The organism is Micromonospora sp. WMMA1976 (assembly GCF_027497335.1).
GTDB lineage: Bacteria > Actinomycetota > Actinomycetes > Mycobacteriales > Micromonosporaceae > Micromonospora > Micromonospora aurantiaca.
Map to the genome: position 1 here is coordinate 1,148,639 of NZ_CP114912.1, position 19,185 is coordinate 1,167,823.

At 73.6% G+C, this 19,185-nt stretch carries 19 protein-coding genes; 13 read left to right on the forward strand and 6 right to left on the reverse strand.

Annotated features, from left to right (window positions below):
- Positions 1 to 33: 33 nt before the first annotated feature.
- Entirely contained in the window at positions 34 to 1,020 is a 987-nt protein-coding gene (locus O7546_RS05495) for a tyrosine recombinase XerC (RefSeq protein WP_194799836.1), read from the reverse strand.
- 441 nt (positions 1,021 to 1,461) lie between these two features.
- Between O7546_RS05495 and O7546_RS05500 the strand changes: the two genes are divergently transcribed.
- Positions 1,462 to 1,803, forward strand: coding sequence for a hypothetical protein (locus O7546_RS05500; RefSeq protein WP_194799723.1), 342 nt, complete (start codon positions 1,462 to 1,464; stop codon positions 1,801 to 1,803).
- A gap of 5 nt (positions 1,804 to 1,808) precedes the next feature.
- Here the strand turns inward: O7546_RS05500 and O7546_RS05505 are convergent, their stop codons facing one another.
- The 3 genes from O7546_RS05505 to O7546_RS05515 are packed head-to-tail and all read right to left on the reverse strand — an operon-like array spanning position 1,809 to position 4,868.
- Positions 1,809 to 2,990, reverse strand: coding sequence for a DNA-processing protein DprA (locus O7546_RS05505; protein ID WP_194799724.1), 1,182 nt, complete (start codon positions 2,988 to 2,990; stop codon positions 1,809 to 1,811).
- On the reverse strand, positions 2,987 to 4,507 hold the full coding sequence (locus O7546_RS05510; RefSeq protein ID WP_269696294.1) for a YifB family Mg chelatase-like AAA ATPase: 1,521 nt from the start codon (positions 4,505 to 4,507) through the stop codon (positions 2,987 to 2,989). The genes O7546_RS05505 and O7546_RS05510 overlap by 4 nt, the downstream gene beginning before the upstream one ends.
- A gap of 1 nt (position 4,508) precedes the next feature.
- Positions 4,509 to 4,868, reverse strand: a complete 360-nt coding sequence (locus O7546_RS05515; RefSeq protein WP_194799734.1) for a YraN family protein — start codon at positions 4,866 to 4,868, stop codon at positions 4,509 to 4,511.
- A gap of 138 nt (positions 4,869 to 5,006) precedes the next feature.
- Here O7546_RS05515 and O7546_RS05520 point away from each other — a divergent pair, with 138 nt between their 5' ends.
- From O7546_RS05520 to O7546_RS05560, 9 genes are all read left to right on the forward strand, one after another.
- Positions 5,007 to 5,168: a hypothetical protein gene (locus O7546_RS05520; RefSeq protein WP_281600568.1), complete on the forward strand. Its 162-nt coding sequence runs from the start codon at positions 5,007 to 5,009 to the stop codon at positions 5,166 to 5,168.
- Positions 5,169 to 5,268: 100 nt separating this feature from the next.
- Positions 5,269 to 6,309 carry a hypothetical protein gene (locus tag O7546_RS05525; protein ID WP_281600569.1) on the forward strand — a complete coding sequence of 347 codons (1,041 nt, stop codon included), beginning with the start codon at positions 5,269 to 5,271 and terminating at the stop codon, positions 6,307 to 6,309.
- Positions 6,310 to 6,637: 328 nt separating this feature from the next.
- On the forward strand, positions 6,638 to 7,504 hold the full coding sequence (rpsB, locus tag O7546_RS05530; RefSeq protein WP_194799737.1) for a 30S ribosomal protein S2: 867 nt from the start codon (positions 6,638 to 6,640) through the stop codon (positions 7,502 to 7,504).
- Positions 7,505 to 7,630: 126 nt separating this feature from the next.
- Positions 7,631 to 8,458: a translation elongation factor Ts gene (tsf, locus tag O7546_RS05535; protein WP_030269902.1), complete on the forward strand. Its 828-nt coding sequence runs from the start codon at positions 7,631 to 7,633 to the stop codon at positions 8,456 to 8,458.
- A 157-nt stretch (positions 8,459 to 8,615) separates the two neighbouring features.
- Positions 8,616 to 9,383, forward strand: coding sequence for a UMP kinase (pyrH, locus tag O7546_RS05540; RefSeq protein WP_013284607.1), 768 nt, complete (start codon positions 8,616 to 8,618; stop codon positions 9,381 to 9,383).
- A gap of 86 nt (positions 9,384 to 9,469) precedes the next feature.
- Positions 9,470 to 10,027, forward strand: a complete 558-nt coding sequence (gene frr / locus O7546_RS05545; protein WP_013284608.1) for a ribosome recycling factor — start codon at positions 9,470 to 9,472, stop codon at positions 10,025 to 10,027.
- Between the two features lie 254 nt (positions 10,028 to 10,281).
- Complete coding sequence (locus O7546_RS05550) at positions 10,282 to 11,607, forward strand: phosphatidate cytidylyltransferase (RefSeq protein ID WP_194799738.1); 1,326 nt, start codon at positions 10,282 to 10,284, stop codon at positions 11,605 to 11,607.
- A 104-nt stretch (positions 11,608 to 11,711) separates the two neighbouring features.
- Positions 11,712 to 12,857: a 23S rRNA (adenine(2503)-C(2))-methyltransferase RlmN gene (gene rlmN, locus O7546_RS05555; protein WP_135243775.1), complete on the forward strand. Its 1,146-nt coding sequence runs from the start codon at positions 11,712 to 11,714 to the stop codon at positions 12,855 to 12,857.
- Positions 12,858 to 12,879: 22 nt separating this feature from the next.
- Positions 12,880 to 14,109 (forward strand): DivIVA domain-containing protein, encoded by a 1,230-nt coding sequence (locus O7546_RS05560; RefSeq protein WP_281600570.1) that lies wholly within the window; start codon positions 12,880 to 12,882, stop codon positions 14,107 to 14,109.
- 79 nt (positions 14,110 to 14,188) lie between these two features.
- Here the strand turns inward: O7546_RS05560 and O7546_RS05565 are convergent, their stop codons facing one another.
- Positions 14,189 to 14,413, reverse strand: coding sequence for a hypothetical protein (locus O7546_RS05565; protein WP_013284612.1), 225 nt, complete (start codon positions 14,411 to 14,413; stop codon positions 14,189 to 14,191).
- Between the two features lie 248 nt (positions 14,414 to 14,661).
- Between O7546_RS05565 and O7546_RS05570 the strand changes: the two genes are divergently transcribed.
- Together O7546_RS05570 and O7546_RS05575 are read left to right on the forward strand one after the other, a co-directional pair.
- Positions 14,662 to 16,242, forward strand: a complete 1,581-nt coding sequence (locus tag O7546_RS05570; protein WP_194799740.1) for a Rieske 2Fe-2S domain-containing protein — start codon at positions 14,662 to 14,664, stop codon at positions 16,240 to 16,242.
- A gap of 108 nt (positions 16,243 to 16,350) precedes the next feature.
- The gene (locus O7546_RS05575; RefSeq protein ID WP_194799837.1) at positions 16,351 to 16,989 is read left to right on the forward strand and encodes a TMEM175 family protein; all 639 of its coding nucleotides are present in this window, start codon (positions 16,351 to 16,353) and stop codon (positions 16,987 to 16,989) included.
- A 4-nt stretch (positions 16,990 to 16,993) separates the two neighbouring features.
- Here the strand turns inward: O7546_RS05575 and O7546_RS05580 are convergent, their stop codons facing one another.
- Positions 16,994 to 18,592, reverse strand: a complete 1,599-nt coding sequence (locus O7546_RS05580; protein WP_194799838.1) for an NAD(P)/FAD-dependent oxidoreductase — start codon at positions 18,590 to 18,592, stop codon at positions 16,994 to 16,996.
- Between the two features lie 124 nt (positions 18,593 to 18,716).
- Here O7546_RS05580 and O7546_RS05585 point away from each other — a divergent pair, with 124 nt between their 5' ends.
- Positions 18,717 to 19,136, forward strand: a complete 420-nt coding sequence (locus O7546_RS05585; RefSeq protein ID WP_194799741.1) for a ribosomal protein L7/L12 — start codon at positions 18,717 to 18,719, stop codon at positions 19,134 to 19,136.
- Positions 19,137 to 19,185 lie beyond the last annotated feature (49 nt).

The window sequence follows — 19,185 nt, forward strand, 5'->3', positions numbered from 1 at the left end:
CGGGATGGATCATGCGCCGGCCGCATTCGGTGGTCAGGCGCGGGGGTGTGCCTGGCGGTACGCGGCGCGGAGCCGCTCCACCGAGACGTGCGTGTAGATCTGGGTGCTGGCGAGCGACGAGTGCCCCAGCAGCTCCTGCACGGCGCGCAGGTCCGCGCCTCCTTCGAGCAGGTGCGTCGCTGCGGAGTGGCGCAGCCCGTGCGGCGTGACCCGCGGTACCCCGGCGGCCCCGGCCCAGCCGGACACGATCCGCCGCGCGGTGGTCGGGTTGAGCCGCCCGCCCCTAGCTCCGAGCAGCAGTGCCCGGCCCGAGCCCGGGGTCAGCAGAGTGGGCCGGCCGTCGCGCAGCCAGGCGTCGAGCGCCCGCTGGGCCGGCACTCCGTAGGGCACCGACCGCTCCCGCCCGCCCTTGCCCAGCACGCGTACCACCCGGCGGGCCTGGTCGACGTCTGTGACGTCGAGGCCGCACGCCTCGCTGACGCGTACCCCGGTGCCGTAGAGCAGTTCCAGCAGCAGCCGGTCGCGCAGCAGCACCGCGTCGGGCGGTCCGTCGCCGGCCGCCTCGGGGGCCGTTGCGTGGTCGCGTCCGAGCCCGGCGCCGTCGGGGTGGACCGTCGAGCGGTCGGCCTCGGGCGGGCCCGGGCGCTGCGACGGTGCCTCCACCAGGGCGGCGGCCTGGTCGGCGCGCAGCACCGTGGGCAGTTCCCGCCGGGCGCGAGGGCTGGCCAGCGGCGCGGCCACGTCGTCGGCGAGCAGGCCGGTGCGGTGCGCCCAGGCGCTGAACGTCCGGGCCGCGGCGGCGCGTCGCGCCATCGTCGTCCGGGCCGCTCCCACGGTCCGCTGCTTCGCCAGCCAGCTGCGCACCACGGCGAGGTCCAGCTCCGGCAGTTCGGCGCAGCCCATCCGGACGGCGTGATCCAGCAGCGACACGAGATCCGTGACGTACGCCCGGACGGTGTGGACGGAGCGGTTGCGCACCCGCGACAGATGATCGGCGAAGTCGTCCACCGCCTCGCGCATCGAGGCCGGCAGTTCCTCGTGTGCGTCCCGGGTGCCGCGCTGCCGTCTGCTCACCGCGGCACCCGGTCCGGGCGCACACGGTCGCGGCGGCGGAGGCGGACGGCGATCACCGCCCCAGCGTAAGGCCGGAGCGCCGCCCGTCGCCGTGCCGCCACCTCGCCGTGCCGCCCGGCTGTCGCTCCCGCCTTCGCGGCGGGTCGGCCGTCGCCCGTGGGCTGTGCCGTCCGCCACGTCGGCCGCGTCCTTCCGGCGTGGAAAGCGTGACGACGCGCTGAGCGGGGTGGCAGAAGCCGGTCTGGACAGGGGAAACTCATTCTGCGGCACGCTCCGGTGCGGCGACCGGCGGGCAGCGCGGCCGAGCCGGCCCCGACGGAGGCCGATCCGGCCGCGATCAGGCCAGTGCGTCCCCGTGACGGTGACGCCGGTACGAGGAGGCCGAGAGTGGGAGTGGACGCCGTCCTCTACCGGCAGATATCGGCGGGCACCGGTCGTCGCCGGCCCGCGTATGTCTCGATCGAGGCCGTCGCAGACCCGCAGGACGTGCTGCTCGACCTGCTCAAGCGTGTCCGGGGCGGCGGGCGGACCCCGCTGCTGGACCGCGTCGACCCGCTCGGTGAGCTGACAGTGAGCGCCGAGCGGATGCCGCAACTGCTCGCCGAGCTGCGGTGCCTGGCCGAGGTGGCCGGGGCGCCGGCGGAGGTCGACCACGTGCACCGGCTGGCCCGGCTCGTCCGCCGATGTGCCGAGCGCCGCGACGCCGAGATCCGGTTCGAGGGCGACTGACGCGCTCACCAACGGGCGACCGGTGGGGGCGGTGCGAGTGCGTATCCGTCGTCGCGGCGTACCACCATCGCCAGTTCCTCCAGCATGGACAGTTTGCGCATGGCGGTACGCAGGTCGACGCCCGCCCGCGCGGCGATGCTCTCCAGGTCGAGGGCCCGGCGGCGGGGCAGCGCCTCCAGCACCTGGGTGGCCTCCTCGTCGAGCCGGTCCCGGGGGCGTTCGGGCGCCCGGGCGGGCGGGGCCAGGTCGTACCCGATGCGTCCCACCTCCTCCAGCACGTGCGCGACGTTCGCTACCAGCCGTGCCTCCGGCCGTTCCCGCAGCACCTCGTGGCCACCGACGGACATCGCTGACGTGACCGGCCCGGGCACCACCATCGCCGGGCGGCGCAGGCCGAGCGCCCGGTTGAGTGTCTGGGTGGCGCCGCTGCGGGCGGCGGCCTCGACGAGGACAGTGCCGTTCGTCGCCGCCGCGATGACCCGGTTGCGGATGAGGAACCGGGGCCGCAACGGCTCCGCGCCCGGAACCCATTCGCTCACCAGCAGGCCGGTCTCGGCGATCCGGTCGAACAGCGCGGCGTTGCCCATCGGGTACGGGCGGTCCACGCCGCAGGCGAGCACGGCGACGGTGCGCCCGCCCGCTGTCAGCGCCCCGCGATGCGCGGCGGCGTCGATGCCGAACGCCCCGCCGGACACGACTGTCCACTCCCGGTCGGCGAGACCGTAGCCCAGCTCGGTGGCGATGTGCGCGCCGTAGGGGGTGGCCGCCCGCGCGCCGACGACCGCCACCGAGCGCGCCAGCGCCTCATCGAGCGGCCACGCTCCGCGTACCCAGAAACAGAGCGGCGGATCGGTCTCCACGTCGACCCGCCGGGTGGCCCCGGAGAGCGCCAGCCGGCGCAGGTCGCCGACCTGGGCGGGCCATTCGTCGTCGTCCGGGGTGACCAGCCGGGCCCCGAGCCGTTCGCCGCGGGCCAGCGCGTCGGCGGCGACCGCCCGGGCGTCCCCGGCAGCGCCGCGCGCCGCGACGGCCGACCGCAGCGTCCGCTCCGGCGCCCCGCCGGACAGCAGCAGATCGAGTGCGGCGACCGGGCCGAGCCGCTCGACCAGGGCGTACACCGACCGGGTGCCGGGTTCGGCGAGCCAGGTGAGCGCGACCCGCGCCAGCCGGCGATCGTCGGCGCTCACGCGCCCTGCCCGGTCCGGAGCTGGATGGCCTCCGCCACGTCGTCGTGGCCGGGCCGGTCCCGCCCGTCCAGGTCCGCGATGGTCCAGGCGAGCCGGAGTACGCGGTCGTAGCCGCGCGCGGACAGCGAACCGGTGTCGAGCCGGCGGCGCAGATCCGTGGTGACCCGGGCCGGCAGGTGCCACGGCGGCCGGCGCAGGTACGGGCCGGGGACGTCGGCGTTCACCCGGTGCCCGGTGGCCGTCCAGCGCTCGGCGGCGGCGTGCCGCGCGGCGACCACCCGGGCGGCGACGGTGGCCGAGGACTCCTGCGCGGCGCCGGTGCTCAGCAGCTCCGCCGCGCGTACCGCCTTCAGCTGGACCTGCACGTCCACCCGGTCGAGCAGCGGACCCGACAACCGCCCCAGGTAGCGTCGCCGGGCCGGCGGCGGGCACTCGCAGTCGACGTCGCCGGACGGTTTCGCGCACGGGCAGGGATTGGCCGCCAGCACCAGTTGGGTGCGGGCCGGGTACTCGGTGGCGCCCCGGGTACGCGCCACCCGCACCCGGCCGCTCTCCAGCGGCTGCCGCAACGCCTCCAGCGCGCCCTTGCTGAACTCGGGCGCCTCGTCCAGGAACAGGACCCCGCGGTGGGCGAGCGACACCGCGCCGGGCCGGGCCAGCCCGGAACCGCCTCCGACGAGCGCTGGCACCGTGGCGGTGTGGTGCGGCGCCTGGAACGGGGGACGGCGCAACAGCCCGCCGCCGGGTGGCAGCAGACCGGCGATCGAGTGCAGCGCGGTCACCTCCAGGGCTGCCTCGTCGTCCAGCTCGGGCAGGATCGACGGCAGCCGTTCGGCGAGCATGGTCTTGCCGGCGCCGGGCGGACCGAGCAGTGCGAGGTGGTGGCCACCGGCGGCGGCGATCTCCAGCGCGCGCCGCCCGAGCGGCTGCCCGGCCACGTCGGCCAGGTCGGGCCCGGCCGTGCCGCCGGCCGGGACGTGGGCGGGCGGGGCGAGCAGCGGGCTGCCGTCGCGGACGTGGGCGACGAGCCGGTGCAGCGTGTCGACCGCGTGCACGCGTACGCCCGGGATGACTGCCGCCTCGGCGGCGTTGCCGGCGGGTACGACGACGCGGGTGTGCCCGGCGCGGGCGGCGGCGGCGACCATCGGCAGCGTGCCGCGGACGGGGCGTACCGTGCCGTCGAGGCCGAGTTCACCGAGCACGACAGTGGCGTCAAGCGCGACCGGTGGCAGTTCACCCGAGCCGGCCAGGACGGCGAGCGCGATGGCGAGGTCGAACGCCGAGCCGTACTTCGGCAGTGTGGCAGGAAGCAGGTTGAGCGTGATGCGCCGGTTGGGCCACTTCTGGCCGGAGTTGACGATCGCGGCGCGGACCCGGTCGCGTGCCTCGTGAAGCGCGGTGTCCGGCAGGCCGGAGATGATCACGGCGGGCAGGCCGGGCGCCAGGTCGGCCTCGACCTCGACGAGATGTCCGGCGACTCCGGCCAGGCCGACGCTCAGCACTTTCGCGTACCCCATCTCAGAACGCGCCGCGGACGTGCTCGACGCGGGCGGGGCCGGTGAGCGGGAGCCGGACGGAGAGCACGTCGAAGCGGACCTCGTCGGCGGTGGTGCCGGTCTCGGCGAGCCAGCGCGCGGCCAGGCCGCGCAGCCGGCGGGCCTTGGCCGGTACGACGGCCTCGGCGGGGGAGCCGAACTGCTCGGTACGGCGCGTCTTGACCTCGCAGATGGCCAGGACCGGGCCCTCCCAGGCGATGATGTCGATCTCGCCCTCGGGGCAGCGCCAGTTGCGGGCGACCGGGCGCAGGCCCGTCTCGATCAGGTGCCGTAGCGCGCACCGCTCGCCGTACGCCCCGACGGCTCGGTTCCGGTTCGTCATGCCGGCCAGGATGCGACCGGCGGACGGGAGCGGGGGCGTCGTGCGGGGCCGCCCTGTGGACAAGGTGCCGCCTGTGGACGGAACGACGATCATGACTCCGATCTGCTACGGAGAGCGCGGGAGAGACGTGAGGCTTGCATGAATCGGTACGTCGAGCGGCTCGCGCGGATGGTGCCGCCTCCCGCCCGGTCGAGCGCGCCACCGAACTGGCCGGCGGTGGAGCGCTCGCTCGGCTTCGCGCTCCCCGGCGACTTCCCCTACCCGGACGTCGCGCCGATCTTCACGCCGTGCGGCTACTGAGCGTGTTTTGTCGGCGACCCGGCGATATCGGCGCTGACCTGGGCCGATCCTCGGGAGGCCCGAATGGCGCGGCTGGAGCCCGTCGCATACCGTGCCGGTCGTGGACGGACGACGCAGCTATTCCGAGGATGAGCAGGGGTCGCGATGGGGCGACCGGGGATACGAGTCGGACTGGCGCGCCGCGGGCGAGCCCCGCTACCGCGACGACGACTACCGCACGCCCGAGCAGCGCGCCGGTGACAGCCGGTACGCCGAGCCGGGCCGGTACTCCGCCGCCGATCCGCTGGTGGACGACACGAGCAGCTGGCGGTCGCAGCGGCCGGACGACCCGGAGGTCTCCGGTGAGCTGCCCGGGTCGCGCGCCGGCCGTCGCGCGGCACGCGAGTCGGCGGCCGACCCGCTCGGCGCGGTGTCCCGCAGCGGCGTCGACGCGCTCGGCACCGCCGCGCACGGTAACCCGCTGTCGAGCACGCTCGGTGCGCCGGCAACCGCCCCGCTGACCGGCGCCGTACCGGCCGGTGCCGACCCGTACGGCCTCATCGTCCACGGCAGCGACCCGGCGGGCGGCGCCGACGCCCGGAGCGCTGCTGCCGGCGTCGAGAAGCCCCGGCTCAGCCCGATCGGCGGCTACCCGGTCGTCGAGCCGGCGCCTGGTGCCGACGGCGGGGCCGAAACGGCCGCCGCGGCACGGCTGAACCCCGGCGAGGCCACTCCGCTGCGAATCGGCGAGCGTCCGGGTGGTCCGGCCCAGCCGGCGGCGACCCCGAACCCGCTGGAGATGCCGACCGGCCCGATGCCGGCACTCATGCCCCGACCGGACGGTCCGCCGCCCGGCGACGGCGTCTACCGGACCCGGCGCCCCGCGCTGGCGGTGCTGCTGGCGGTGCTGGTGCTGGTGCTGGAGGTGCCGGCGGTGCGGGTGCTGCTGCACGGCCTGTTCGGCGACCCGGTGTCGACGTCGCACGTGGTGGTGGGCATCTTCCTGGTGGTGGGTCTGCCGATCTTCGGCACCGGTCTGTACGGGCTGCGCACCGGCGGGCTGGCGCTCGCCGACGGCAGCCGGGGCTGGCTGCGCCCGCCGACCGCCTACCTGACCGTCGGCCTGGTCCTCTTCCTCGCCGCCGCCCTCGCGGCCGGCTGAGCCCGACCCCAGTGCGCCGGAGTGGCGGTGTCACCGACAGGGTGACGCCGCCACTTCGCCGTCCTGGAGTCGATCAAGGCGCACCTGGAGTCGATCACGCCGGCCTCCGCACCCGGGGGCCGGGCAGCGGAGAGGGCGCGTACACTGGTCGACTGGCGACCGCCTCGCGCGGTCGACCTCGCGTGCCCTCTCCACGGTCTCCTCCGTGGGGCGACGGCCTCCCTGGTCCCGGTCTGACGTACCGGGCCCACCCTGGCCGGCGACCGGGCGCCAGGCGTCCGGCCGCCGGCTGGACGGACAACCAGGGACAACGTAGGAGTAACCCACCATGGCCGTCGTGACCATGCGTCAGCTGCTGGAAAGCGGTGTGCACTTCGGGCACCAGACCCGCCGCTGGAACCCGAAGATGAAGCGCTTCATCTTCACCGAGCGCAACGGTATCTACATCATCGACCTGCGCCAGACGCTCGACTACATCGAGAAGGCGTACGAGTTCGTCCGCACCACCGTCGCCGGTGGCGGCAGCATCCTGTTCGTCGGCACCAAGAAGCAGGCCCAGGAGGCCATCGCCGAGCAGGCGACCCGGGTCGGCCAGCCGTACGTGAACCACCGCTGGCTCGGTGGCATGCTGACCAACTTCCAGACCGTGTACAAGCGGCTGCAGCGGATGAAGGAGCTGGAGGCCCTGGGTGACCTGAGCGGCACCGCCGCCGGTTACACCAAGAAGGAGACGCTCCAGCTCTCCCGCGAGAAGATCAAGCTCACCAAGACCCTCGGTGGTCTGCGGGACATGCAGAAGCTCCCGGCCGCGGTCTGGATCGTCGACACCAAGAAGGAGCACATCGCCGTCGACGAGGCCCGCAAGCTGGGCATCCCGGTGATCGCGGTGCTCGACACCAACTGCGACCCGGACGAGGTCGACTTCCCGATCCCGGGCAACGACGACGCCATCCGCTCGGCCGAGCTGCTGACCAAGGTCGTCGCCGCCGCCGTCGCCGACGGTCTGATCGCCCGTTCCGGCCGCAACCGGGGCGCGGACGAGAAGCCCGAGGCCGGCCAGGTCGCCGCCGACGAGCCGCTGGCCGAGTGGGAGCGCGAGCTGCTCGAGGAGCCGAAGAAGGCCGACGAGCAGCCCGCCGCCGCCGAGCCGGCCGCGCCGGCCGCCGAGCAGCCGGCGACCGCCTCCGCGGAGTGATCTCGCCGTCGCGTCCCCACCGTCCGGGTTCCCGGCGGTGGGACGCGACGGGTACGCCGGGCAGAACCGGCCCGGAACCGGGTAACCAGCACCCCAGACCACCTCACTGACACCGAAGAGAGAGTCATGTCCAACTTCACCGCCGCGGACGTCAAGAAGCTCCGCGACCTCACCGGCGCCGGCATGATGGACTCCAAGAAGGCGCTGACCGAGGCCGAGGGCGACTTCGACAAGGCCGTCGAGATCCTGCGCGTCAAGGGCGCCAAGGACGTCGGCAAGCGGGCCGGGCGCACCGCCGCCAACGGCCTGATCGCCCACTCCGGCCAGGCGCTGCTCGAGCTCAACTGCGAGACCGACTTCGTCGCCAAGAACGACGCCTTCATCGCGCTGGCCCAGCAGCTGGTCGAGCACGGCGTGGCCAGCGGCGCCACCAACGCCGAGGAGCTGCTCGCCAGCAGCATCGACGGCAAGAGCGTGGCCGACCTGATCCAGGAGCAGTCCGCCAAGATCGGCGAGAAGCTGGTGCTCAACCGCTTCGCCAAGCTGGACGGCACCACCGCGGTCTACATGCACCGCAAGAGCCAGGACCTGCCCCCGGCGGTCGGCGTGCTGGTCGAGTTCACCGGCAAGTCGGACGAGGCGGCGGACGCCGACGCGCGCGCCGTGGCCATGCAGATCGCCGCGATGCGGCCGAAGTACCTCACCCGCGACGAGGTGCCGGCCGAGACCGTCGAGTCCGAGCGGCGCATCGCCGAGCAGACCGCCCGCGAGGAGAACAAGCCCGAGGCGGCGCTGCCGAAGATCGTCGAGGGCCGGGTCAACGCCTTCTTCAAGGACTTCGTCCTGCTGGAGCAGGCGTCGGTCGCCGACAACAAGAAGACCGTCAAGCAGGTGCTGGCCGACGCCGGCATCGAGGTGACCCGCTTCCTGCGGTTCGAGGTCGGCCAGGCCTGAGCCGCCGCACCGGGCCGTCCGGCCCGGGCACAGGGGAGAACGTCGACGAGGAGGCCGCCGGTGTACGCGACAGGCACCGCGGCCTCCTCGTCACATAGGGTCGGCAGGGGCACGTACGCGACGCTCGCGCGATGCGCGGGGAGAAGGGGCGGGGCGGATGACGCAGGTTGTGAGTGACCGGAGCCTGGCGGCGGAGGACCCGACCGCCCCTCCGCCCGGTCGGTCCCGCCGGGTGGTGCTGAAGCTCTCCGGTGAGGTCTTCGGCGGCGGCGCGATCGGCGTCGACCCCGACGTGGTGCAGGGCATCGCCCGCCAGATCGCCACCGTGGTACGCCGCGGCGTGCAGGTGTCGGTGGTGGTCGGCGGCGGCAACTTCTTCCGCGGCGCCGAGCTGCAGAAGCGCGGTATGGACCGGGCCCGCGCCGACTACATGGGCATGCTGGGCACGGTCATGAACTGCCTGGCCCTCCAGGACTTCCTGGAGAAGGAGGGCATCGAGACCCGGGTGCAGAGCGCCATCACGATGGCCCAGGTCGCCGAGCCGTACATCCCGCTGCGCGCGATCCGCCACCTGGAGAAGGGCCGTGTGGTCATCTTCGGCGCCGGCGCCGGCATGCCGTACTTCTCCACCGACACGGTCGCCGCCCAGCGGGCGCTGGAGATCCGTGCGGACGTGGTGCTGATGAGCAAGAACGGCGTGGACGCGGTCTACACCGCCGACCCCCGGATCGACCCGACCGCGAGCAAGCTCGACTCGATCACCTTCTCCGAGGTGCTGCGCCGTAACCTGCGGGTGGCCGACGCCGCCGCGTTCAGCCTCTGCATGGAGAACGGCCTGCCGATGCTGGTCTTCGGCGCCCAGGGCGACGACACCATCGTCCGGGCCGTCGGGGGCGAGAAGATCGGCACCCTGATCACCGCCTGACCGGCCCGCCGGACCGGCAGCGGTCCCTCTGCCACGGCAGCACCCGCACCACACACGACGAGCGACAGAAGGAGGCGAGGAGACCGGTGATCGACGACACCCTCCTCGAGGCGGAGGAGAAGATGGAGCGTGCCATCGAGCACGCCAAGGAGGAGTTCGGCGGCATCCGTACCGGACGCGCCAACGCCGCCATGTTCTCCCGGATCGTCATCGACTACTACGGCAGCCCGACCCCGCTGCCGCAGATGGCGTCCATCGCGGTGCCCGAGCCGCGCATGGTCATCATCAAGCCGTACGACAACTCGCAGCTGGGCGCCATGGAGAAGGCGATCCGCGACTCGGACCTCGGGGCCAACCCGAACAACGAGGGCAACCAGCTCCGCATCGTCCTGCCGCAGATGACCGAGGAGCGGCGCCGCGACATGATCAAGGTCGCCCGGCAGAAGGGCGAGGAGGCCAAGGTCGCCGTCCGCAACATCCGCCGCAAGGCCAAGGAGGAGCTGGACCGCCTGGTCAAGGACGGCGAGGTCGGCGAGGACGAGGGCCGGCGCGCGGAGAAGGAGCTGGACGACCTGACCCAGCGCTTCGTCGCCGGCGTCGACGAGTTGGTCAAGCACAAGGAGAGCGAGCTGCTCGAAGTCTGAGCACCCGCGTACCTCGCACGGCACCGCGCCGCCGTCGCCCGCCCGGGCGGCGGCCCGGTGCCGTCGTCGTGCCCGGCGGCGCACACCCTCGGGGCCGGGGCGGGTGCAGTAGGCTCGGCACGATTCCCGACCACCACGGGGTGAACGGCGGGAGTCGCCCGGCCGTCGGTCGGTAAACAGGAAGTCTCACGCCGGTAGGGGATGGTCTTGGTCTTGCGTCATGTGGTGGCTCTCGTACCGGCTGCCGGTGCGTGATGTCCCACCCCGACCCCTACGGCAACACCGAGTCGCGTGGCTGGGACCGCCCGGCCGCCCCGGCCCTGCCCTGGCCGGACACCGACCTGGAACCCGGCCCCTGGCGACCCGGCCCGGCCGCGCACACCCACCCCGCCGAGCCGGACACCTACGCCCGTCCCGGAGCAGGCCCGGACACGTACGCCGGTCCGGACACCTATGCCGCTCCGGACACGTACGCCGGGCCGTACCCGACGACCTCGCGGCACCACGACGGCCCGGGCCGGTACGACGGACCGCCGGCCGGCGACAGCGGGCGGCCCGCCGGGCCGGACCACGACGGGCCGTGGGGTGAGCCCGCCCGCGACGACGAGTACCCGACCGCGCAGATCGCGCCGGTGCGTGCCGAGCCCACCGAGCAGATCCCGGCGGTACGCGACGAGCCCGTCTCGGAGCCGCCGGCCGGCCGCCGCGGGCCGGGGCGCCGGCGGGCGAGCGCCGAGCGCCCGCCGACCACCGCGCCGAAGACGTCCCGGGCGGGGCGCAACCTGCCGGCCGCGATCGGCGTCGGGGTGGCCCTCGGCGCGGCGGTCGTGGTGCCGCTGTTCTTCTTCATGCCGGCGTTCCTCGCCGTGCTCGCGACCGCTGTGGGGATCGGCATCTGGGAGATGGCCCGCGCGGTACGCCGCAGCGGCGCCCACCCGCCGCTGGCGCCGCTGGTCGCCGGTGGCGTGATCACCGTGGGCCTGGCCTGGTACGCGGGCCCCGACGCGCTCTGCCTCGGCCTGCTGGTCACGGTGCTGGGCACGATGATCTGGCGGCTGGGCGACGGGCCCGGCAACTACCAGCGCGACCTGACCGCGGCCACCTTGATCGCGGTGTACGTGCCGTTCCTCGCCGGGTTCGCGGCGATGCTCGCGGCGGCGCCCGGTGACGGGCACCTGCGGGTGCTGGTGACGCTGGCGGCGGTGGTGCTCTCCGACACCGGCGGGTACGCCGCGGGCGTGTCGTTCGGCAAGCACCCGATGGCGCCCACGATCAGCCCGAAGAAGTCCTGGGAAGGCTTCGCCGGCTCGGTGACCGCCGCGGCGGCGGGCAGCGCGGCGCTGCTGTGGGCGTTGTTCGACGTGGCCCCCTGGTGGGGTGCGCTGTTCGGGATGGCGATCTCGGTCTCGGCGGTGCTCGGTGACCTCGCCGAGTCGATGATCAAGCGGGATCTGGGCGTCAAGGACATGAGCAACCTGCTGCCCGGGCACGGCGGCCTGATGGACCGGCTCGACTCGATCCTGTTCGCCGTGCCGGTGGCGTACCTGCTGCTCGCCGTCTTCGTTCCGGTGGTGAACTGAGGCATGCGTCACGGCGGCGACCCGCTGCGGGCCGGGTGGCCGGGGGCGATTCGACACGTACGGACGGGTGCGTCCGGGCGGGAGCGTGTCAGACTGGACGCGCCATGACGAGTCTTCCGCTGATCTCCGTAGACCCCGACGCCCGCGGCCGCCGGCCCGCGATGCCTCCCCGCCACCTCGCCGACCTGGACCTGCCGGGCCGGCAGGCGCTCGTCACCGAGCTGGGTGAGCCCGCGTTCCGCGCCAAGCAGGTCTCCAACCACTACTTCGGCCGCCTGGTGCGCGACGCGGAGCGGATGACCGACCTGCCGGCCGCGACCCGGGAGCGGCTGGCGGGTGAGCTGCTGCCCACGCTGCTCACCCCGGTCCGCGAGCTGGCCTGCGACGACGGCGCGACCCGCAAGGCGCTCTGGCGGCTGCACGACGGCTCGCTGGTGGAGAGCGTGCTGATGGGCTACCCGGACCGGGTGACCGTCTGCATCTCCAGCCAGGCCGGCTGCGGCATGGCCTGCCCGTTCTGCGCCACCGGCCAGGCCGGGCTGACCCGTAACCTGTCCACCGCCGAGATCGTCGACCAGGCGGTCTACCTGGCCGGGGTGGCCGCCTCCGGCGCCGTGTCCGGGTCGCCGCCGCGGCTGTCGCACGTGGTGTTCATGGGCATGGGCGAGCCGCTCGCGAACTACTCGCGGGTGGTGGCGGCGATCCGCCGGCTGGTCGCCCCGGCGCCGGAGGGACTGGGCCTGTCGCAGCGGCACATCACCGTCTCGACCGTCGGTCTGGTGCCGGCGATCCGCCGACTGGCCAGCGAAGACCTCTCGGTGACCCTTGCGCTGTCGCTGCACGCCCCCGATGATGAGCTGCGCGACGAACTCGTCCCGGTCAACCAGCGCTGGAAGGTGTCCGAGGTGCTGGACGCGGCGTGGGACTACGCGGCCACGACGGGGCGTCGCGTGTCCATCGAATACGCGATGATCAAGGACGTGAACGATCAGCCGTGGAGAGCCGATCTGCTCGGGCGGCTACTGGCCGGCAAGCTGGCCCACGTGAACCTGATCCCGCTCAACCCGACTCCGGGCAGCCGCTGGGACGCCAGCCCGAAGCCGGTCGAGCGGGAGTTCGTCCGGCGGTTGCGCGACGCCGGGGTGTCGACCACGGTGCGCGACACCCGGGGACGCGAGATCGACGGGGCCTGTGGGCAGCTCGCCGCCGCCGGGGACACGGACGGCGACTCACGCGCGGCAACGGCGTAGCGGTACGAGACCAGGAGACATAGTGGCGAGTCAGGGTCAGCGTTTCCGGCGTAAGGCGCTCCGCCGGGGCTACAAGGTCGACGAGGTCGACGCCTTCCTGGACCGGGTCGAGGCGACACTCGACGGCCAGCCGATCGGCGCGCCCGTGGCCTCCCAGGAGGTCCACGACGTCGTCTTCCGGGTCCGGTTCAACGGCTACGACGAGTGGCAGGTCGACCTGCACCTCGACCGGGTCGAGCGGCAGCTCGCCGAGCTGGAGGAGCGCGGTGGCGCACCGGCCGGGCGCGGTGGCGATCCCCGGATGGCCGACCGGCTCGGCCCGCCGATGCGCGACGACCGGGGCATGTCGCCGGTGCCGCAGCCGCCGATGCCGCCCCGGCAGATGCCCGCTGCGCCCGGCCCGCCGGCCGACCGCTACGGCAACCGCTACGACGAGCCGACCGGCGCGTTCGCCGGTGGCTACGACGGCCCGCGCGGCGGCTACGACGGCCCCCGCGGCCCGGGTGGTCCCGGCCCGATGGGTCCGGGTGCGCCGATGGGGCACGGCGGCCCGCCGCCGCGCGGCCTGCCGCCCGGCCCGGGTGGCTACGGTCCGCCGGACAACGGCCCCGGCGGCTACGGCCCGCCCGACAGCGGCCCCGGTGGGTACGGTCCGCCGGACAGCGGCCCGGGTGGCTACGGTCCCCCGGACAGCGGTCCCGGCGGGTACGGCCAGGAGGAGCGGTTCGACGGGTTCGAGGCCGGTCGGCGCGCGCGTGCCGACATGACCGCCGAGATCCGCATGCCCGAGCGCGAACTGCGTGGTCGTGGCCCCGGCGGCCCGCCGGCGCTGCCGCAGCAGGGCTACGGCGCACCGGAGCCCGGCTACGGGCCGCCCGACCCGGGTTACGGTCCGCCGGACCAGGGCTACGGCCCGGGCCCCTCGATGACCGGCCCGCCGCTCGTGGGTCCGCCGGTCGCCGGGCCGCCGATGGTGGGACCGCCGATGGCCGGTCCGCCCGGCAGTGACCTGCACCGGGTCGACCAGATCCGGCGCAGCTTCCAGGTCCGCCGGTTCGGCAGCGGCTACGACCCGGACCAGGTCGACCGATTCTTCGAGACGCTGCTGGGCGGCATGCAGGGGCGCAACCCGATGCCGGTGAACCCGAAGGAACTCGACACGCTGCGGTTCGGGCTGGTGCCCGGTGGCTACTTCGAGGCCGAGGTCGACGCCGCGCTCAAGGACGTGCAGGACATCCTGCTCGGCCGCTGACCCCGGCCGCGAGACGACGAAGGGCCCGCCCCCTCACCGGGGGGGCGGGCCCTTCGCGCACTACCGTGGGCGCCGCGCGTCAGGACCGCAGACCGTTGCGGCGCAGCACGGCGTCGCCGATGACGATGGCGATCAGCAGTCCGGCGATTCCGAACAGCCAGATGTGCTCCACCCGGCCCTCCTCGATCCCGCAGAGCGCCATCAGTACCAAAGCCACCGCCGACAGCACCGCACCGATCCGTCCGGACTTGCGGTGTCCGGGCTTGTGCTGATCTGGCGCGGTTACCGGCTCGTCTCCTGCCACTGTCGGTCCTTCCCTCGCGATCGGATCTCCGATCAGTCTGGCACGGCCCCAACCGGGCCCGGCGCAGGGTCCGACCTCCTGTGCCGGGGATGACCCGGGCGGGCGACAGCGGGCGGGCGGCGCGGCCCGGGTCGTTGGTCCCGTACCGGTGGGGGCGGATGGCCACTACCGGCGTCGCGGGACGGCGAGCACACTGCCTCCGGTAGCGTCTTGACGTACACCTTGATGCCTTTTTGAGGAGGACTGCGGTGCGAGTGACCGGTACGGGGCATGCCAGCATGCGGATCGACACGGCCGCGGGCAGCATCCTGTGCGACCCGTGGGTCAACCCCGCCTACTTCGCCTCGTGGTTCCCCTTCCCGGACAACTCCCTGCTCGACTGGGCGACCCTCGGCCAGGTCGACTACCTGTACGTGTCGCACCTGCACCGGGACCACTTCGACGCGAAGCACCTGCGTGACTTCGTGTCGAAGGACGCCACCGTCCTGCTGCCCGAGTTCCCCACCTCGGAGATGGAGGACGAGTTCCGGGAACTGGGCTTCACCAAGTTCCTCAAGGCCCCGAACGAGCAGGTCGTGGAGCTACCAGGCGGCCTGAAGATCATGATTCAGGCGCTGACCAGCCCGACCGACGGCCCGATCGGCGACTCGTCGCTCTGGGTCGAGTACGACGGCGTGCGGCTGCTCAACCAGAACGACGCCCGCCCGACCGACCTGAGCGTGTTCGCCGAGCTGGGCCACGTGCACGCGCACATGCTCCAGTTCTCCGGCGCGATCTGGTACCCGATGGTCTACGAGCTGCCGCAGGCGGCGAAGACCGCGTTCGGCAAGCAGAAGCGGGACCGGCAGTTCGACCGCACCTGGCGCTACATCGACGACCTGAAGGCCGACCACGTCTTCCCGATCGCCGGCCCGCCGTGCTTCCTCGACGACGAGCTGTGGCAGTTCAACGACATCTTCGGCGACGAGGGCAACATCTTCCCCGACCAGTCGGTGTTCCTGGCCGAGTATGCCAAGGTCGGCGGCACCAACGGCATCGTGCTGCTGCCGGGCAGCGTCTCGGAGGTCACCACCGAGGGCGCGACCACCACGCACCCGGTGCCGGTGGAGGAGTTCTTCGCGAACAAGGTCGCCCACCTGGAGGAGATGCGGGAGCGCAAGCGCGGCGTCATCGAGGCGGAGAAGGCGTCCTGGCGGCACCCCGAGGTGGACGTGCTGGGTGAGATGAAGCGCCGGATCGAGCCGCTGCTGGACGAGTCGATCTACCTGGCCAAGGGCGTCGGCGGGCCGGTCCGCTTCGACCTGGTCGGCTACGACGGCGCCGAGGTCGAATCCATCGTGGTGGACTTCCCGGGCAAGGAGGTCCGGCCGTACGCGGACGAGAAGGTCCGCTACCGGTTCCGGACCGAGCGGGCGCTGATCGAGCACCTGCTGCACATCGGCGAGGTGGACTGGGTCAACTCCCTCTTCCTGTCCTGCCGTTTCTCCGCGGCCCGCATCGGCCAGTACAACGAGTTCGTCTACGCCTTCTTCAAGTGCCTGTCCGAGGAACGCCTCCAGTACGCCGAGGGCTGGTACGACGAGCACGAGCGGGCGGTCGACGCCGAGGACATCACGCTCGACGGCTGGGTGGTGCAGCGGCGCTGCCCGCACCTGAAGGCGGACCTGAGCCGGTTCGGCATCGTCGACGGCGACCAGCTCACCTGCCAGCTGCACGGCTGGAAGTTCGACCTGGCCAGCGGGCGCTGCCTGACCAGTGTCGGGCACAAGATCCGCGCGCACCGCGCCGACGCGGAGACCCCGGCGCCGGCCGGGGAAGCGGCCGTCTGACGAGTTCCGCCCCGTCCGCCGCCCTCGGCACGCGACCATCGGTCGGGAGGGGGCGGCGTGACGGGTGCGGACAGGGAACCGGCGTACCGGTTCGGGCGTGGCAACGAGATGGCGCGCGACGCCTCCCGGGTGGAGGCGTTCAGCGACGCTGTCATCGCCATCGTGCTCACCCTGATGGCCGTCGAGCTGCTGTCGTTCGACCCGGACACGCCGCAGGACGACGGTCTGCCGGCCGCGCTGCTGCACGAGTGGCGCGCCTACCTGGCGTACGTGATCACCTTCGCCATCGTCGGCCAGGTCTGGCTGACCCACCACAACATGTGGCGGTACGTCCGCCGGGTCGACCAGATGCTGCTGGTGCTGAACCTGCTGCTGCTGATGTTCGTGGCGGCGATCCCGTTCACCGCCGACCTGCTCGCGGACAACCTGCGCGGCACCGTCGGCGACCAGCGGCTGACCGCCGCGCTGTACGCGGGCGTGGTGCTCGGTGAGGCGCTGTTCTTCAACCTGAGCTGGTGGTGGGCGCGCCGCCGCGGGCTGCTGCAACCGGGCCTGGACCCGAGGCTGGCGCGGGCGGTGGCCCGCCGGTTCCGCCTCGGTCCGCTGCTCTACCTGGTCGCGTTCGCGATCGTGTTCGTCGACCCGGTGCTGAGCCTGCTGGCGTACCTGCTGCTGGTCGGCGTCTACCTGGTGCGCGGGCCGGGCGACCTCCCGCCCGCCGGTCAGGAGGCACCCGACACGCCGTGAGGACTCAGCCCAGGTCGGCGAGGATGCGGCGGGCGGCGTTGTGCCCGGCGGCGCCGATCACGCTGCCCGCCGGATGGCAGCCGGCGCTGCCCGCGTACACCCCGTCCACCCCCGTCGCGTACGGCATCCGGTCGGTGAACGACACAGTGTTGTCGACGTGGTGGATGTGCCCGCCGGTGATGCCGAAGTGCGCCTCGATGCCGGGCGGCGGCAGCGGCACCGCGTCCGCGACCAGGTCACCGGCGCCCGGGGCGTACCGCTCGCAGATCGCGAGCAGCCGCTCCACGTAGCCGGGCAGCGCCGCCTCCCAGGTGGTGCCGGCCAGCTCGTAGGGGACCGACTGCACGAACAGCGCCGACGAGTGGTGGCCCGCCTCGTCGGACAGTGATGGGTCGACAGTGGTGTGCAGGTACCACTCGATCGTCGGCTCCTCCGGCAGCCGCCCGGCCCGCACGTCCGCCCACATGCCGCGCAGCGCCGCCATCGGCGACTCGCCGCCGTCGCCGACGAGCGAGGCCGAGCCGGGCAGCAGGTGGATCGTCGACCCGAACGGGCTCGGCGCGTCGGTCGGCAGGCAGGAGAAGCGCGGCAGCCCGGTCAGCGCCAGGTTGAGCTTGAGCGTGGTGCCGGGGCGGCGGACCGCCGCCATCCGCGCGCCCAGCTCCGCCGGGAGCGCGCCGTCGGGCAGCAGCTCCATCAGCCGGTACGGGTCACAGGCGCCGAGCACCACAGGGGCGTCCACCTCCCGCCCGTCGGCGAGCGTCACCCCGGCGGCGGCGCCTCCGGCCAGCCGGATCGCTGTGACCGGCGCGTCGGCCACGATCCGCGCCCCGGCGCGCACGGCGGCCTCGGCGAACGTGCGGGACACCGTACCCATGCCGCCCCGGGTGATCATCCAGGTGCCGTCCGCGCCGGGTAGCCGGCACATGTTGTGCACCAGGAAGTTGTGCCCGGTGCCGGGGTCGTCCGGTCCGGCGTTCAGCCCGGACAGGCCGTCGGTGACCGCGTACATGCTGACCAGCAGCTCGGAGCGGAAGTCGAAGCGGGCCAGGTGGTCGGCGACCGAGCCGCGGACCAGGTCGACGAAGACCTGCCGCAGCGCGGGCCGCACGTAACGCTCGGCGGTCTCCTCGACCGGCAGCGGCTCGGCCAGCCACGCCGGGGCGAGATCCTCCCGCAGTTGGGCCAGCTCGGCGTGCAGCGCGTCGTCGGCGGCGACGTCGGCGGGGGAGAACATCTCCGCGAGCTGCCGCCGGCTCGCCGCCACGTCGCTGCCGGCCAGCAGGTACGGCGAACCGAGCCCGCCCGGCGTGGGCAGGAAGTAGTGCGGGTCGCGGCGTAGCACCGGGATGGTCACGTCGAGCGTGGCCAGCAGCTCCGGCGGCATCAGCCCGAGCAGGTACGACCCGGTGGAGTGACGCAGCCCCGGCACCTTCGGGAACGGGTTCTCGGTGCGGGTCGCCCCGCCGATCACGCCTGATGCCTCCAGCACCAGCACGTCCAGGCCGGCGCGGGCCAGCAGGATCGCCGAGACCAGGCCGTTGTGCCCGGCGCCGACCACCACGACGTCGGCGCGGGACGACAGCTCACTCGCGTCGCTCATGGCGTGCCGGCTGGGCATGCGCTCACGGCCCTCGCTTCGCTCGGTGCGTTCGCTCATGCCGCGGAGCGTAGCGGCGGGCGAGCTGTTGCGGGAGGGTTCGCCCTGGGGCGCTACCGTTCCCGGCATGTCCCCGGCTGTCCAGATCGCGCTCGCGGTGGCGCTCGTCGTGGTGGTGCTCCTCCTCCTGCTCGTGCTGCGGCGCGACCGTCCCCGGGACCTGGTCGCCCCTGATCGCCCGGCCGGCGACGGGCAGGCCGAGGTGCTCCGGCTGGCCCGCGCGGGGCGTACGGTCGAGGCGGTCAAGGTGCTGCGCGAGCAGACCGGGCTGTCGCTGCTGGACGCGAAGCGGGCGGTGGACGCGCTGGCGACCGGTGGAACCTGGTCGCCCGGCCCTCCGGCCCCCGGAAGGGGCGTCGACGATTCGGTGCGGGCCGAGGCCGCGCGGCTGCTGTACCAGGGGAAGAAGATCCAGGCGATCAAGGTGGTGCGGGAGCACACGCACATGTCGCTCGCCGACGCGAAGCGGTACGTCGAGGGGCTCTGACGCCGGACGGCCGTCACCGGGCGTTCACCCTATAGTGGCAGTTGTCGAT